The organism is Ralstonia psammae, assembly GCF_958405935.1.
Lineage (GTDB): Bacteria > Pseudomonadota > Gammaproteobacteria > Burkholderiales > Burkholderiaceae > Ralstonia > Ralstonia psammae.
In genome coordinates, this window is the sequence record NZ_CATZBU010000014.1 from 13,786 (window position 1) to 29,131 (window position 15,346).

The window sequence follows — 15,346 nt, forward strand, 5'->3', positions numbered from 1 at the left end:
TCCGAGGCTCGACTTTGACTCTCCGAGCCTCGACCTTGACCCTCTGAGGCTCGACTTTGACTCTCCGAGCCTCGACCTTGACCCTCTGAGGCTCGACTTCGACCCTCTGAGGCTGGCCCTCGACTCGTCGAGGCTGGGCTTTGGCTCTCGGACACTGGTTGTCGACTGTCTAACGCTGGGCTTCCGCGCTTTGAGCATCGGCCGCGAGCGTCCAAGGCTCGCTAGGTTGCGGTGAGTGATGCCGACCGTGCGAAGGCTCTTCTGCTGCCGGGCCGCACCTAGTCCTTCGTAATACGCAGTGCCCGCCCGAGTGCGCCGCAGCGCAATGCGATCTTGGCCGTGTCGGCCCGCAGCGCCTGCAGGCGCCGCTCAAGCAGGTGCAGCGCCGACAGCGATTCGGATTCGGCGGCAGCGTCGACCATGCGCGAGCGCGCCGACTGATCGGCGAAGTCCGCTGCGCCCAGTTCCTGTGTGTCGCGCGGGCGCACACCCCAGCCGCCCTCCTGCACGGCCTGGTCAAAGCGCTCCTTGGCGCGCGCCAGGCTTTCCAGTGCGGCCTCGGCCGTTTGCTCGACCAGCGCCCGTGTATCGGCTTCGTCCAGTTCCTGCGCCCGCTGTCTCACAAGGATGCGCACCGCCGCCACGTGTGCCGCCACGAGGTAGTTCTGCACGATGAAGCGGTTCAGGTTGTCGACGGCACGGTGGCGGCTCTTGGGCTCGTCGAGCATGCGCGCGAAGGCAGCGATGAGCCCGGTCAGCGATTCCATGAACTGCTTGCGCTGCACGCGGTAGGCAAAGTCGTCCTTGAGCGTGCCGAGCAGCAGGTCGCGCGCGGCCTCGATGAAGCGGCGGTTGGTGCGCAGCACGTCGTCCACCAGCTTGGGAAGGTTGCGGTATTCCCAGCTCGGCAATACGTAGCTGAAGGCCGTGGCGATGGCCGCGCCGATCAGCGTGTCGACGAGCCGCTCGCCGATGGCGCCCTTGCTGCCGGGTAGCAGCAGGTTGATCTGGATGAGCACCTGCACGCAGGCTGCAATGGCCGTGTAGCGGTAACGCACGGTCACGAACGCGGCGCTGGCGGCGGTGGACAGGTACAGCACGCCCATCAGGATCCACGTCGAATGCGTGTACCGCAGAATCACGGCGGCAATGACGCAGCCGATGAGTGTGCCAAGCACCCGGTCGAAGTTGCGCTGGCGCGTCATGCTGAACGTCGGCTTGAGGATCACGACAATCGTCAGCAACACCCAGTAGCCGTGCGACGCATACGGCAGATGATCGGCAATCCACAGCCCCGCGGCCACCGCCATCGAGATGCGCAGCGCGAAGCGCAGCACCGGAGAGCGCCACGTCAGTTCTTCTAGCACCAGCCGCAGTTCGTACTTCTGACGTGTGAGGAACGGCGTCATGTCAGGGCGCAGCAGCACCTGCGACAGCTCGACCGGCGTGGCTGTCGCGGCGTGCAGCTGCGCCATCAGCCGGATCGCGCCCCGCACCGTGGCCACCGACTCTTCCAGCGCGGCAATCGCCTCGATCGGCACCCCGTGGTGGTTGTGCTGCAGTTCGTGCAGCGCGCCCTCAATGGCGGCGATCTCCTGGTCGTACGATACCGGCGTGGGCGACGGCCGGTCGCGGCCGACGGCATAGGCCACGCCTTCGATGTCCATGCGCATGCGTTCGATCACATCGCGCAGCAGGCGCATCACCTCGGCGTCTGCCAGCCACTGGCGCAGCAACGGGTAATCCGTGTTGGAGGACAGCAGATACTCGTAGATGTCGAGCATCCGCATGTGGATCTGCACGAGGCGCCCATCGCTGGCGGTGCGGTTGTCGCGGAAGACGAAATCGCGCGCCACCTGCTGCTTGTCGGCCACCGAAATCTGCTGGCGCACGAGCGCATTGAACTGCTCGTCGAAATCCTTGGCGGCGTCGTAGAACCCGGCTTTGCGTTCTACGTACACGGCCAGTTCGTACAGACATTCGGCCAGCACCTGCTCTTTGATGCGGCGCCGCTGCCCCCACGCCACCGCCATTGCAAAGGCCATGTAGCCGATGGCACCGAGGAAGAATTGCAGCGTGTGCTCCACCGCTTCGCGGAAGGCGAATTCCTCGGTAAAGGTGAGCGTCATGACGAACAGCGCCGCGAACTGCAGCGGCATCGTCTTGTTGCCGTACGCCACCATGAGCCCCGCCAGGAAGCTCACCACCACGATCACCACCGGCAGGATCGCGTACGGCGTCACCGCTGCCACGAGAAAGGTGACGGCGGTCGTCAGCAGCACGCACGCCATCATCTCGTTGAACTTGTGCCGCAGCGGGCTGGGCAAATCCATGAGGCTGGTGCACAGCGCGCCGATCGACACCACCATCGCGCCCTGCAAGTCCATCACCAGCAGCGCGAGCAGCGTCAGGCCGATCACGCCGGTGGCAGTACGGATGCCGCGCGAGACGTAATGGCTGTAGAGGAACGTGCGTGGATCGTGGACGTAATCCATCGGATCAGGCGACGTGCGTCAGGCCGACTTGCCGCGCGCCACCTTGCGCGCCGCCGCCCGCTTGCCCAGCCACGCCGAACGCAGCGGCGAGGGCTCCGTGGCCAGCGCCAGCGTGAACTGCGGCGTGGCATCGGCGACGAGCGTCACCTCCAGCGCCATCAGTTCGTCGCGGCGGAACACGTGCACGAGCACGGTGTCGCCGGCGCGATGGCGCGTGAGCGTCTTGTCGAGCTGGCCGGCCGGCACGCGCAGGCCGTCCACTGCAACGATCAGATCGCCGGCGGACAAACCGCCGTGCTGCGCCGGGCTGCCGTCGAATACCTGCTGCAGCTTGACGAAGCCGTGCTCGGCGGCAGTCTTGACGCCCAGCGCGAGCGCCGCATCGGCTGCCTTGCGCGTGGCGCTCACGCCCATCGCCTTGAACAGCGCGGGCAGCGGCGGGTCGTCGCGGCCTTCGCTCAGTTGGCGCACCAGCGTGCGCAGGCGCACCCCGGTGGTTTCTTCCATCAGGGTGATCAGGCCCGCCTCAGTCACGCCGCGCTGCGTGTGGCCGGCGGCGTAGAAATCACGGCCGTACGTCACCCACAGGGCGCGCATCACATCGTCGAGCGAACGTTCGCCGTTGGTCTGTGTGCGGATCGTCAGGTCCAGCGCCAGCGCCACCAGCGAGCCCTTGGTGTAATAGCTGACGATGGCGTTGGGCGCGTTTTCGTCCTGGCGGTAGTACTTCGTCCACGCATCGAACGAGCTTTCCGCCACGCTTTGCTTCAAGCGGCCGCTGCCGCGCAGCACGCCGTTCCACGTCTTGCCCAGCATCTCCAGATACTGCGCTTCGGAGATCAGCCCCGAGCGCACCAGCATCAGGTCGTCGTAGTAGCTGGTGAAACCTTCAAACAGCCACAGCAGCGGCGTGTGCACCTCGCGGTGGAGTGCGTACGGCACGAAGGTGGCCGGCTTGATGCGCTTGACGTTCCAGGTGTGGAAATACTCGTGGCTGACGAGGCCGAGGAAGGTGCGATAGCCCTCGGTGGTTTCGTCGCGGCCGGTCACGGGCAGATCGTTGCGGGCGCACATCAATGCGGTGCTGGCGCGGTGCTCCAGGCCGCCGTAGCCGTCGGTCGTCACCATCGTCATGAAGACGTAGCGGTGGTTGCTGTCGAGGAACGGCGCCGTGGCGGTCTGCGGCTCGAACAGGCGGATCTGCGCTTCGCAGATGCGCTTGAAGTCGCGGGCAATACGTTCCAGATCGAGATTCGGCACGCGGCCGGTAAAGACGGCGTCGTGCTGCGCGCCGCAGGCCTCGAACGAAACCAGCTCGAACGTGCCCATCTCAACAGGGTGGTCGATCAGCTCATCGTAGTCAGCCGCTTCGTACCAGCCGAAGCCGTAGCGCTTGGCGCCGGCCTTGCCCTGGACGCGGCCAGTGGCTTCGCGCAGCGCCGTGGCCACGCGCCAGCCTCGGTAGGCCTCCCCGGCCGGCGGTTGGATGTCGACCAAACAACGCTGGTCATCCGCGCCTTCCACCCGCAGGAACACCGACGTGCCGTTGAAGAAGCCGTGCGTGGCGTCCAGATGCGCGGCGCGCACCGACAAGTCCCACGCATAGACGTCGTATGAAACCGTCAGCGGCCCGGTGCAGGGGGCGGCCCACCACGTGTGCTTGTCGACCTTGGTCAGGCGCACCGGCCTGTCGGCGGACGATGCCTCGATCCGCACGATGTTGCGTGCGAACTCGCGGATCATGTAGCTGCCCGGAATCCACGCCGGCAGCGAAAAACGCTGGCCTTGGCTGTCAGGCGCGTCAACGGTGACGGTGACGGTGAAAACGTGCGCCCCGGGCGCGGTGGGGGCAATGGTGTAGCGGATCGGCTTCATGGCGAACATTGTAGCGTTGACGTCCCACGCCGCCGAAGGCAAATCGTCCGCAAACCGGCTTGCCGGCCTATCGGTTGACGTCGACCACCACGCGCCCGCGCATCTTGCCGGCCATGATGTCGTGCGCAGCGTCGATGGCCTCCGAGAGCGTCACTTCGCGCGTGATGGCGGCCAGGCGATCGGGCAGCAGATCGGCGGCCAGGCGCTGCCACGCGGTCTGGCGCAGCGCGCGCGGCGCCATCACGCTGTCGATACCGCACAGGGTCACGCCCCGCAGGATGAACGGCGCGACGGTGGCCGGAAAATCCATGCCCTGTGCCAGCCCGCACGCCGTGACCACACCGCCGTAGCGCACCTGCGCGCAGGCGTTGACCAGCGTGTGCGAACCCACCGAATCGACCACCGCCGCCCAGCGTTCCTTCTGCAACGGCTTGCCAGGGGCGGAAAGCTCGGCGCGGTCGATCACATCCGTCGCGCCCAGCGCCTGCAGGAAATCGGCCTCGCCCGTCTTGCCGGTGGACGCCACCACGCGGTAGCCCAGCTTGCCGAGCAGCGCGATGGCGATCGAGCCGACGCCGCCCGAGGCGCCCGTCACCAGCACCTCGCCGTCGCCCGGCTTCACGCCGGCGCGCTCCAGCGCCAACACCGACAGCATCGCCGTGTAGCCAGCCGTGCCGATCGCCATGGCCTGCCGCGCATCGAGCCCCACGGGCAACGCCACCAGCCAGTCGCCGGAAAGCCGCGCCCGCTGGGCAAGGCAACCCCAATGCACCTCGCCCACGCCCCAGCCGTTGAGCACGACCGCATCGCCAGTCCTCCAGTCCGGGTGCGAGGAATCGAGAACGACGCCCGCGCCGTCGATACCCGCCACCATCGGCCACTTGCGCACGACGGGGCCTTTGCCGGTGATGGCCAAGCCGTCCTTGTAATTGATGGTCGACCAGTCCACGCGGATCAGCACGTCGCCCGCGGTAACGTCGTTGGCAAGCGCCTCGGGTGTGGACAACGCCGCGTCATCCAGGTCAACGACGTGGGCCAGCGGCCCGCCATCCTGCTTTTCCAGCATCAGCGCGCGAAACGACATGCCAAGTCTCCGAAGGTGTGGTGAATGCGGGTGCGCAAAGAAAAAGCGCCGGATCAACCGGCGCTTCCTTCGTGCGAATTACGACTTCTTGAGCGCGGCGAACTTGCGCTCCAGTGTGGCCGCATCGATCAGGCCGGGGGCCCGCGAACCGTCCGGGAAGATGATTGCCGGCGTGCCGGTCACGTTGAGCTGCTGGCCGAGCTTCAGGTTGGCTTCGAGCGGCGTGTCGCAGGTGCCGGCCCCGCCCGGAGCGGTCTTGGCGGTCATCCAGTCGCGCCAGGCCTTGGCACGGTCGGCCGAGCACCAGATCTGCTTGGCCTTGGTGTTGGAGTCTTCCGACAGGATCGGGAACAGGAAGGTGTAGACCGTGATGTTGTCAACCTGCGTGAGCATCTGTTCCAGCTTGTGGCAGTACGGGCAGTTGGGATCGGAGAACACGGCGATCTTGCGTGCGCCGTTGCCCTTGACCCACTTCACGGCGCGGTCCAGCGGCAGGTCGGACCACTTGACGCGGTTCAGTTCGGCCAGGCGCTCTTGCGTGAGGTTGGTGGCGGTCTGCGTATCAAGCAGGTCGCCGTTGAGCACGTAGCGGCCGGTGGCGTCGCTGTAGACGACCTGGCTGCCGAGGTTGATCTCGTACAGGCCGGCCAGCGGCGACTTGGTGACGCTCTTGATCTCCACGTTCGGGCCCAGGGCCTTCTGCACCGTGGCCTTGACCTTGTCCAATGCGGGCTCGGCGGCACCGGCGCTCAACACATAGCCCGCGCCAATGGCTGCCACCGCCACCGCAGAGGCGATGGCCGCCACCCGAATACGAAACGACATAACGACTCCTGGAACCCCGAAAACGCACAAATCGGCTGATATTGCCTCAGCCGAGTGCGCGCTTGATCAACAAGCGTTTGATAAATGGCGTCATGCCCACCATGCGCATCCCCGCGTTGCGTACCGTGCGGGGCAGCGCGCCCGGCAGGGCGAACAGTTTGTGCAAACCATCCGTGGCGGCCGTGAGCGAAAGCAGATCCTCGCGGCGGGCACGCTCGTAACGGCGCAGCAACCTCAGATCGCCATGATCGCGCATGGTTTCACGTTCTGCCATCACCCGGCCGATTTCGGACACATCCCTTAGCCCCAGGTTCATGCCCTGGCCGGCCAGCGGATGGATCACATGGGCTGCATCGCCCACCAGCGCCACGCGCGGCGCGACTGCGCGGCTGGCATGTTGCAGCACGAGCGGAAAACCCTGCGCAGGCGTGATATTCGACAGACGTCCAAGGCGTGCGGCCACGGCGCCGCCGGCGGCGGCTTCCACGGCACGGCACAGCGCCTGCGGCGACAGCGCGAGCAGTTCGCGGGCGTGGTCTTCGCTGGCGGACCACACCATCGACACGCGCCGATCGGGCAGGGGCAGTATCGCGAGGATCTCGCCGCGTACCGGGGCGGCCTCATCCGCTGCGGCGGCTTGCTCGGCGGATGCGCCGAGGAACCATTGCCACGCGGTGTCCTGGTGCCAGTGCTCGGCCTGGAAGTTGGCGACCACGCCAAGCTGGCGATACGGCTTCGCTTCGGCCTGGATGCCGGCCTGCTGGCGCACCCACGAATTCTTGCCGTCAGCGCCGATCACGCATTCCGCGCGGACCGTCTGCCCGTCCGCCAGCGTCAGACGCACGGCGTCGGCTTCCATTTCGAAGCCCGTAGCGGCGTGCGGAAAGGTCTGCACGGTGTGGGCGAAGCGCAGCGCGGTTTCCAGCGCACGCTCGACCAGCGACGACTCGGCGATCCACGCGAGTTGCGGCGTGCCGGCTGCGTAGGCGGAAAAGTGCAGGTCGGGGTGGGCGTGTTCGCCGCGTGCGGCAGCGTCGTCGCCGAAGATGCGCATGTCGTGCACAGGCTGCACGCGCGTCATGTCGAGCGCCGGCCAGATGCGCAACTGCTCCAGCAGCGCCTGAGAGCTGGACGAGAACGCGTAGACACGCGCATCCCAGGCATCAGGCCCGGCGGGTGCCGACGCGGGGGCAGGCGGCGCGATATGTGCGATGCGCAAGCCGATCTGCGCCAGCCGCAGCGCACAGGCGCGCCCGACGATGCCGCCGCCCACCACGGCCAGGTGGTAGGGCGCGGCCTCCCGGTGAACAGCCTTGGAAGAGGAAAACGCGGGTGTATTCATGGTGGGCCGATTATAGCGGCGGGGGGTGTTGCGGCCTTGTGGCCGCGCAAATGTGGCGCCACAGGCAGGTGGCGCATTCGCGCGTCGGCTCGGTGTTTACGCCGACCGCCCGAGCGCCAGGCGAAGGCATCACACGATCCCATTGCGGCGTGCAGGGCATATTTGGTACGTCAATGTGACTCTTGCGCCGCATATGTGCCAGAGGCTTCGCCTGCCTGCAAACCCGCAATGTGATGCCATTTCCACCGTAGCGCAGGCACTCAAGTCATCCGTCGGGATGGACGATAAAAGCTGGGTAATTCGAGGTTTTGATACGCGCGACCCGCCGATACAGTGCGGTTCCGATCGACGCATTCTCCATCGCCATGTGGACTTTTTCCGAACGCTCCGCCGTGTCGCTGATGCTGCTCGCGCTGCTGGCACTGGCCGGCTGTGCGCAAATGCCTGCCCAGACGCCCGCCCCCGTGGCGCGCACCGCGCCCACAGGCGAAGTCATGACCTTCGCCATTCCGCCCGATGCACTGGGTGCGCATGACCCGCAACTCACCGCTGTGCTCACCAAGGCCGGCGCGCTGGCCGCTGCGCAAAAACGGCCAGCGACGATCCAGGTGGCCGCACTGGCGCAGGATTTCCGCTACCTGAACCAGGCGCTATGGAACGGTGTGCCCGCACATCGCGCCGGCTACGTCCGCCTGGAAAACCTGACCGTCAGCGCCAGCCAGCCATACAGCGTGACGATCCGCACGCAGGATTAAGAGGAATGTCATGCGTATGACCCATCTGCTCTTCCCGCTCACCGTCGGCCTGCTCACGGTACCGGCCGCATCGGCCTTTGCCGCGCCACCCGATGCGCTGATGCCCGCGACAGCCGCGGCGCCCGACCGCGTCTATCCGCCCCTGCCCTCGCTGGCGATGCTGCCGCCCGGCGGCGGCGCCGAAATCGAACCCGCGCCCGCGGCGCACACGCGCGGCGGCAAACGCAAGGTCGTGACCACCCAGTGGCGCAAGGCGACCGAACCGGTGCCGCGCATGGTGGTGTCGGAGGCATCGCACACGTATCTGGCCGGTATCGAGCGTCAGCTTGAAGCGGCCCTGCAGAAGTAATCAACGATTGCCGACGGAGCCGTCATGCCCCTCGCCCGCCCTCTTCGCTTGAACTGGAGCCGCCTTGGCGCGGCGCTTGTGCTGGCCGCCTCCAGCGTGGCTGCGCACGCCGCCTCGGGCGATTGCTTCGAGCAGGCCGGCACCTATCAGGGCGTCAACCCGACGGTGCTGCGCGCGATCGTGTGGTTTGAGTCGAAGGGCGATGCGGGCGCCATTCACCGCAACGCTGATGGCTCGGTGGACATCGGTCAGGCGCAGATCAACTCGATCCACTTCAGTACGCTCGCCCGCTACGGCGTGCCGCGCCGTGCCTTGACCGACGCCTGCGTCAACGTGTTTGTGGCGGCCTGGCTGCTCAAGCAAAAGATGGTGCGCCATGGAAACACGTGGCGCGCGATTGGCGCGTACCACTCGGAGACGCCTGTCCACCGCGACGCCTATGCGCGCAGCATCCAGCGGGTGCTGGTGTCGTGGGGAGAACTGCGGGCCGACCGCTGAATCGGGTCCGGCCCCGGAACCGCTCGGTCGATCAGTAGTACGAGACAGCGGCGTACGCCTGACGTGCGCCGATGGCGCGGCGCTCGCCGCTCACCAGGCGCATCAGCTCATCCTGGCGCGGGCAGACCAGCGCACGCACGCGGGCGTCGTTGGCCAGGATGCGCATCATCAGATCGCGCTTGCGTTGCACTTCTTCGTGCGACAGGGCCGGGCGCAGGCCGTGGCCCAGGCGCTCCATGTGGGCTGCGCATTCGCGTTCCAGCAAACTCACTTCGTCCCAATCGCCCCGTTCGGCAGCGTCCACCATGTCTTCGGACAGGCTGGCGATGGCCTCGTAGCAGGCGAACAGGCCGGCGCTGTCGGAAACCGTATGGATCGGGCGGGCGGCGGTGGCGACGGTCCAGGACATGCTGTGCTCCAGAGTCAAACGTGTTGTTTGCGGGAAGCCAGTGCAATAGGCATGCCCGGCGGTGGCGAAGCCGTTTCCAACGCGCGCGGAAACAGCGCTCAAGCCTTTGCCGGCTTGGCCTCGCAGGATACGGAGGGTGTCTGGTCGCAAGCCTCGCGGGCCCGAAAGATGGCCTCTCCAGCCGAAGTTGTTACGTTTCTGGAACGTAACGCGTAACAGCCCTCCGTAACGCCTTCACGCCCTGTGCCCTTGCGCCCGCCGCCAGGAAGTCCCTTGTCTGACCGGAGGCGCTTTCTAGAATGAGGGCATCACGCCGTCAACGCGCCTTCCAGCCGGTGCGGCCCGGGTTGGTGACGCTTACCCGACATGCGGTGCGACTGAGGACGCGTGGCACTGCTGGCCGGCGTGCCCGTTCTTGGCGCCCGGCGCCTCTGGGAGACAGACGGCCCACGGCATGAGAACCCACATGGACCAGACCAACGAGGGGCAACTCGCCCTGCGCACGGTGCTGCTGACCAGCATCACCATGGTGGCGTTCGCGTCGAACTCGCTGCTGTGTCGGCTGGCGTTGCAGCACGCGGCCATCGATGCGGCAAGCTTTTCCAGCATCCGGCTGATCTCGGGCGCAATCGTGCTGGCCATCCTTGCGCGGGCAGCCGCCAGCCGGGCGCCGCCCGCGCGCGTGGATTGGGCCGCCGCGACGATGCTGTTCCTCTATGTCGCGTTCTTCTCGTTTGCGTATCTGACGTTGAGCGCAGGCACCGGCGCGCTGATCCTGTTTGGCGCAGTGCAGCTCACCATGCTGGTCGCCGGCCTGCGGGCGGGCGAACGGTTTGAGCCGCTTGGCTGGGCGGGTTTTGCGCTGGCGGCGGGTGGGCTCGTCTATCTCGTATCGCCCGGCGTGACGGCCCCGACGCCACTGGGTGCCGCGTTGATGACGGTGGCGGGCGCCGCCTGGGGCGGGTATTCGCTGCGCGGGCGCGGGCTCGACAATCCCCTGGGCGCCACCGCGGGCAACTTCCTGCGCGCCGCGCCCATGGCACTCGCCCTGAGCGCAGTGCTGTATGGCCGCGCTCACGCCAGCGCGTCCGGCATTCTGCTGGCGCTCGCCTCTGGCGCAGTCACTTCGGGCGTCGGCTATGTGATCTGGTACGCCGCCCTCAAGGGGCTGTCGGCGATCCGCGCTGCAGCAGTGCAACTGTCGGTGCCGCCCATTGCGGCGTTTGGCGCCGTGCTGTTCCTGGCTGAGCCGCTCACGCCGCGCCTGGCGGCCGCCTCCGCCGCCATCCTCGGCGGCATTGCCCTGGTGCTGGCCAGCCGCACGCAGCGCAAGCGCGCCGAAGTGGCATCTCGGGGCTAGACCTCACCCGGAGCGGTTACAATCTCGCCTTTCCGTGAACAACGCGCACAGCCCGGATTCCGCTGTGCTGCCGCCGCCTCCGCGTCACGCAACCCCTTGATTTAGAGCCTTTTTCACCATGAGCCTCCAATGCGGCATCGTCGGTCTGCCGAACGTCGGCAAATCGACCCTGTTCAATGCCCTGACCAAAGCCGGCATCGCTGCCGAGAACTATCCGTTCTGCACGATCGAGCCCAACGTAGGCGTGGTGGAAGTGCCGGACGCCCGTCTGCAAGCGCTGGCCGACATCGTCAAGCCCGAGCGCGTGCTGCCGGCGGTGGTCGAGTTCGTCGACATTGCAGGGCTGGTGGCGGGCGCCTCCAAGGGTGAAGGCCTGGGCAACCAGTTCCTGGCCAACATCCGCGAGACGGATGCCATCACCCACGTGGTGCGCTGTTTCGAAGATGAAAACGTGATCCACGTCGCCGGCAAGGTCGACCCCATCGCCGACATCGAAGTCATCAACACCGAACTGGCCCTCGCTGACCTGAGTACTGTCGAAAAGGCGCTGCAGCGCTACACCAAGGCCGCCAAGTCGGGCAACGACAAGGAAGCCGCCAAGCTGGTCGCCGTGCTCGAAAAGGCGCAGAAGGTGCTGGACGAAGCCAAGCCCGTGCGCGGCCTGAACCTGACCGACGACGAATGGGCAACGCTCAAGCCGCTGTGCCTGATCACCGCCAAGCCGACCATGTACGTTGCCAACGTGCGCGAAGACGGCTTCGAGAACAACCCGCACCTGGACGCCGTGCGCAACTACGCTGCGCAGACGAATTCGCCGGTGGTGGCCGTGTGCGCCGCCATCGAAGCGGAAATCGCGGATCTGGATGACGCCGACAAGGCCGAATTCCTGGCCGACATCGGCATGGACGAACCGGGCCTGAACCGCGTGATCCGCGCGGCCTTCAAGCTGCTGGGCCTGCAAACCTACTTCACCGCCGGCGTGAAGGAAGTGCGCGCCTGGACGATCCACATCGGCGACACGGCCCCGCGCGCCGCTGCGGCCATCCACACCGACTTCGAGCGTGGCTTCATCCGCGCCCAGACGATCTCGTACGACGATTTCATCCAGTTCAAGGGCGAACAAGGTGCCAAGGAAGCCGGCAAGATGCGCGCCGAAGGCAAGGAATACATCGTCAAGGACGGCGACGTGCTGCACTTCCTGTTCAACGTCTGAACAGCGCAAAGCCAACGAAGAAGCCCCGCAGTGATGCGGGGCTTTTTTCATGGGCGACGCGCGGGCCAGGCACCACACCAAGCCAAACCGGACGCTGTCCCGCCTTGTAACGTTGAGGTGGCCTGGCATCACTTTTTTACACGCGCGCATGGGCGATAAGGTGGCCTGCGTGCTTCGCGGAGGACACATCGTCGCGCGTTTTCACGTGTCGGGCACGCCGGTTGCGTAGGCCACGGCGGATACGCTGAACCCCGGCAGGCCGCTTCCGCCCGGGGCAGCCCGCCGCCCCCGCCAGGCATTCGGCTCAAGCCCGCGGGGGCGGCGCACTCGCCCAACGCCATGAGTTCGCAATCGCCTCCGCCCTTGTCCGTCGTTGACGACATCGACGCCTCGCCCAGGATTGGCAGCAACGCTGCCATCCAGTCGCGCGGGGTGCTGCTGTGCCTGTCCGAACCCGATCTACGCATCCACCAGGCGAGCGAAAACCTGGAGGCCGCCCTGGGTACGCCACTGGCCACCGCGCTGCAAGCGCCGGTCGACCGTGTGATCGGCACCGCCGGCCGCGAGGTGCTGGAGCGAGCCCTGGGCACACACAGCATCGACGGCCATCCACTGTATATCGGCACGCTGCAGGCGCCGCACGGCCACGCGCTCGATGCAGTGATGCACCGACACCAAGGCGCGCTGATCCTGGAGCTGGAACCTGCCGTGCGTGCGGCCGACGGCGCGTTTGCGTCGATGTACCCGCTGGTGCGCACCTTCGTCGCCAGCCTGCAAGCCGTAAGCACTGTCGATGCGCTGACGGACCTGGCCGCGCGCGAAGTCCGCCGCCTCACCAACTTTGGCCGCGCCACCATCTACCGCATTGACCGCGATGGCTCCTTGCAGGCGCTGGCCGAAGCGCGCGACGAAGCTTATGACACGCTGGTCGGCACACACTTGCCTGGCGCCGGTATGACGCCTGAACTGCACAGCCTGTATAGCCACAACCCCTTGCGCCTGGTAGCGGACGTCGACGACACACCCGTGAGCCTGGTGCCGCCGCTGCATCCGTCCACCGGGCGGGCGACTGATCTGTCGTACGCGGCCCTGCGCGCTGCTTCCAGTGCGCAGCGCGAAACCATGCGCCGCATGGGCGCGAAGGCCTCGCTCACGCTGGCGCTTACGGTACGCGGGAATCTCTGGGGCTTGATCGCCTGCCACCATGCGACGCCGTGTTCGCTGTCGTTTGAAGTGCGCGCGGCGTGCGAACACCTGGCGCAGATTCTTTCGCTACAGATCGAAGCGAAGGAAGACCGCGCCGAGATCGCCCACCGATTGGAACTGCGGCGCATCCTGGTACGCCTGCTGGCCGCGATGACCGACCGCGACCATTTCCAGGAAGGCCTGCTCGAACATCCCGCCGAGCTGCTGCGCTTTGCCTCGGCCGGCGGCGCGGCCATCGTACGCCAGGGCGACTGCGTGCGCATCGGCGCGGCGCCTGACGAAGACAGCATCCTGCGCCTGACCGAATGGCTGGCCACCGAGCGGCCCGGCGAGGTCTTCCACACTGACCGTCTGGCCGCCACCTATCCGGACGGCGCCGCACTGCTGCCCCAGGCCAGCGGCGTGCTGGCTGTACAAGTTTCGCAATTGCATCGCCATTACGTGCTGTGGTTCCGCCCCGAAACCCCGCACACCGTGCGCTGGACGGGCGACGCCCCGGGCCTGGCCACCGACCACGATGCCGAGCACGTGCTCGGCCGCACGCGCCATTGGCAAGAGCACATCGCGCACACCTCGCGCCCGTGGCGCACGAGCGAAGTGGAAACCGCTGCGGAGTTCCGCTACGCCATCCTCAACATCGTGCTGCGCCGCGCTGAAGAAGCCGCGGAGTTGACCAGCGAACTGCGGCGCGCCAACCGCGAGCTGGAAGCGTTCTCGTATTCCGTATCGCATGACTTGCGCGCGCCGCTGCGCCACATTGCCGGCTATGCCGAACTGCTGGACGAGATGGAGGGCGATCACGTCTCGGCGCGCGGGCGGCACTTTTTGCAGACGATCGCTGCATCGTCGCGCTTTGCGGGCAAGCTGGTCGACGATCTGCTCACCTTCTCGCAGATGGGCCGCGGCGCGCTTCGCCTGACCGATGTCGACCTCGCGCAGCTCGTGCGCGGCGTCGTGCGCGATCTGGCGTCAGACCAGGGGCGCCGCCATATTGAATGGCACATTGCCGCGCTGCCGGTGGTGCGCGCCGACCCGGCATTCCTGCAACTGGCCATGCGCAATCTGCTCTCCAACGCCGTCAAATACACGCGTGACCGTGATCCGGCGCGCATCCATATCGACGCCGAACAGACCGACGCCGAAACCATCGTGCGCATTGCCGACAACGGCGTGGGCTTCTCGATGGAATACGTGGCCAAGCTGTTCGGCGTGTTCCAGCGGCTGCATCGCATGGACGAGTTCGAGGGCACCGGCATCGGCCTGGCCAATGTCCGGCGCATCATCGATCGCCATGGCGGCCGCACCTGGGCCGAGGGTGAGCTTGACCACGGCGCGACGTTCTACTTCGCGCTGCCACGCACGCCCGCCCCGCAGGCAGCATCCGGGGCCGGCCTCCGCATACCCGTGACGCGCGATACCTGATCGTTCTTTCCACGTTCATTGTCACCATGCTCAAACCCATCCTGCTCGTTGAAGACAACCCAAACGACCTCGAGCTGACCCTGCTGGCGCTGGAGCGTAGCCAGCTCGCCAACGATGTGGTCGTCACCCGCGACGGCGCCGAAGCGCTGGATTACCTGCACGCGCGCAACCTCTACGCGCAGCGCGTACCGGGCAACCCCGCCGTGGTGCTGCTCGACTTGAAGCTGCCGAAGGTCGACGGCCTGGAAGTGCTGGCCGAGATTCGCGCCACGCCCGAGCTCAAGAGCCTGCCGGTGGTCATGCTCACCTCGTCGCGCGAGGAAGCCGACCTGCTGCGCAGCTACGAACTGGGTGTCAACGCCTATGTGGTCAAGCCGGTGGAGTTCCGCGCGTTTGTCGATGCGATTGCCGATCTGGGCGTGTTCTGGGCTGTGCTCAACGAACCGCCGCCCGGCTCGACCCGGGTTCGCCGCACGTTGCTGCCGGCGAGCTAGCCGCCCCATCCGGAGCATT

The 15,346-nt window shown here is 66.7% G+C and carries 13 protein-coding genes; 7 read left to right on the forward strand and 6 right to left on the reverse strand.

Features of this window, described 5'->3' with window-relative positions; genetic code table 11:
• Positions 1-278 precede the first annotated feature (278 nt).
• From R2N16_RS21190 to R2N16_RS21210, 5 genes are all read right to left on the reverse strand, one after another.
• Positions 279-2,495, reverse strand: coding sequence for an FUSC family protein (locus R2N16_RS21190; RefSeq protein ID WP_316668312.1), 2,217 nt, complete (start codon positions 2,493-2,495; stop codon positions 279-281).
• 18 nt (positions 2,496-2,513) lie between these two features.
• Complete coding sequence (locus R2N16_RS21195) at positions 2,514-4,370, reverse strand: M61 family metallopeptidase (protein ID WP_316668313.1); 1,857 nt, start codon at positions 4,368-4,370, stop codon at positions 2,514-2,516.
• 67 nt (positions 4,371-4,437) lie between these two features.
• The gene (acuI, locus tag R2N16_RS21200) at positions 4,438-5,454 is read right to left on the reverse strand and encodes an acrylyl-CoA reductase (NADPH) (protein ID WP_316668314.1); all 1,017 of its coding nucleotides are present in this window, start codon (positions 5,452-5,454) and stop codon (positions 4,438-4,440) included.
• 78 nt (positions 5,455-5,532) lie between these two features.
• Positions 5,533-6,279: a DsbC family protein gene (locus tag R2N16_RS21205; RefSeq protein WP_316668315.1), complete on the reverse strand. Its 747-nt coding sequence runs from the start codon at positions 6,277-6,279 to the stop codon at positions 5,533-5,535.
• A 46-nt stretch (positions 6,280-6,325) separates the two neighbouring features.
• On the reverse strand, positions 6,326-7,621 hold the full coding sequence (locus R2N16_RS21210; protein WP_316668317.1) for a UbiH/UbiF family hydroxylase: 1,296 nt from the start codon (positions 7,619-7,621) through the stop codon (positions 6,326-6,328).
• Positions 7,622-7,986: 365 nt separating this feature from the next.
• Between R2N16_RS21210 and R2N16_RS21215 the strand changes: the two genes are divergently transcribed.
• The 3 genes from R2N16_RS21215 to R2N16_RS21225 are packed head-to-tail and all read left to right on the forward strand — an operon-like array spanning position 7,987 to position 9,223.
• Positions 7,987-8,376, forward strand: a complete 390-nt coding sequence (locus tag R2N16_RS21215; protein WP_316668319.1) for a hypothetical protein — start codon at positions 7,987-7,989, stop codon at positions 8,374-8,376.
• A gap of 10 nt (positions 8,377-8,386) precedes the next feature.
• A complete protein-coding gene (locus R2N16_RS21220; RefSeq protein ID WP_316668321.1) occupies positions 8,387-8,725 on the forward strand; it encodes a hypothetical protein in 339 nt (112 codons plus the stop codon).
• Between the two features lie 24 nt (positions 8,726-8,749).
• The gene (locus R2N16_RS21225; RefSeq protein ID WP_316668324.1) at positions 8,750-9,223 is read left to right on the forward strand and encodes a lytic transglycosylase domain-containing protein; all 474 of its coding nucleotides are present in this window, start codon (positions 8,750-8,752) and stop codon (positions 9,221-9,223) included.
• Positions 9,224-9,254: 31 nt separating this feature from the next.
• Here R2N16_RS21225 and R2N16_RS21230 read toward each other — a convergent pair whose 3' ends face one another.
• A complete protein-coding gene (locus R2N16_RS21230; RefSeq protein ID WP_092975627.1) occupies positions 9,255-9,632 on the reverse strand; it encodes a flagellar protein FliT in 378 nt (125 codons plus the stop codon).
• A 466-nt stretch (positions 9,633-10,098) separates the two neighbouring features.
• Between R2N16_RS21230 and R2N16_RS21235 the strand changes: the two genes are divergently transcribed.
• The 4 genes from R2N16_RS21235 (at position 10,099) to R2N16_RS21250 (ending at position 15,327) form a co-directional block, all read left to right on the forward strand.
• Complete coding sequence (locus R2N16_RS21235; protein ID WP_316668328.1) at positions 10,099-10,992, forward strand: DMT family transporter; 894 nt, start codon at positions 10,099-10,101, stop codon at positions 10,990-10,992.
• A gap of 118 nt (positions 10,993-11,110) precedes the next feature.
• The gene (gene ychF, locus R2N16_RS21240; protein ID WP_316668330.1) at positions 11,111-12,205 is read left to right on the forward strand and encodes a redox-regulated ATPase YchF; all 1,095 of its coding nucleotides are present in this window, start codon (positions 11,111-11,113) and stop codon (positions 12,203-12,205) included.
• A 339-nt stretch (positions 12,206-12,544) separates the two neighbouring features.
• A complete protein-coding gene (locus tag R2N16_RS21245; protein ID WP_316668332.1) occupies positions 12,545-14,833 on the forward strand; it encodes an ATP-binding protein in 2,289 nt (762 codons plus the stop codon).
• A gap of 26 nt (positions 14,834-14,859) precedes the next feature.
• On the forward strand, positions 14,860-15,327 hold the full coding sequence (locus R2N16_RS21250; RefSeq protein WP_316668334.1) for a response regulator: 468 nt from the start codon (positions 14,860-14,862) through the stop codon (positions 15,325-15,327).
• The last annotated feature ends 19 nt before the right edge of the window (positions 15,328-15,346 follow it).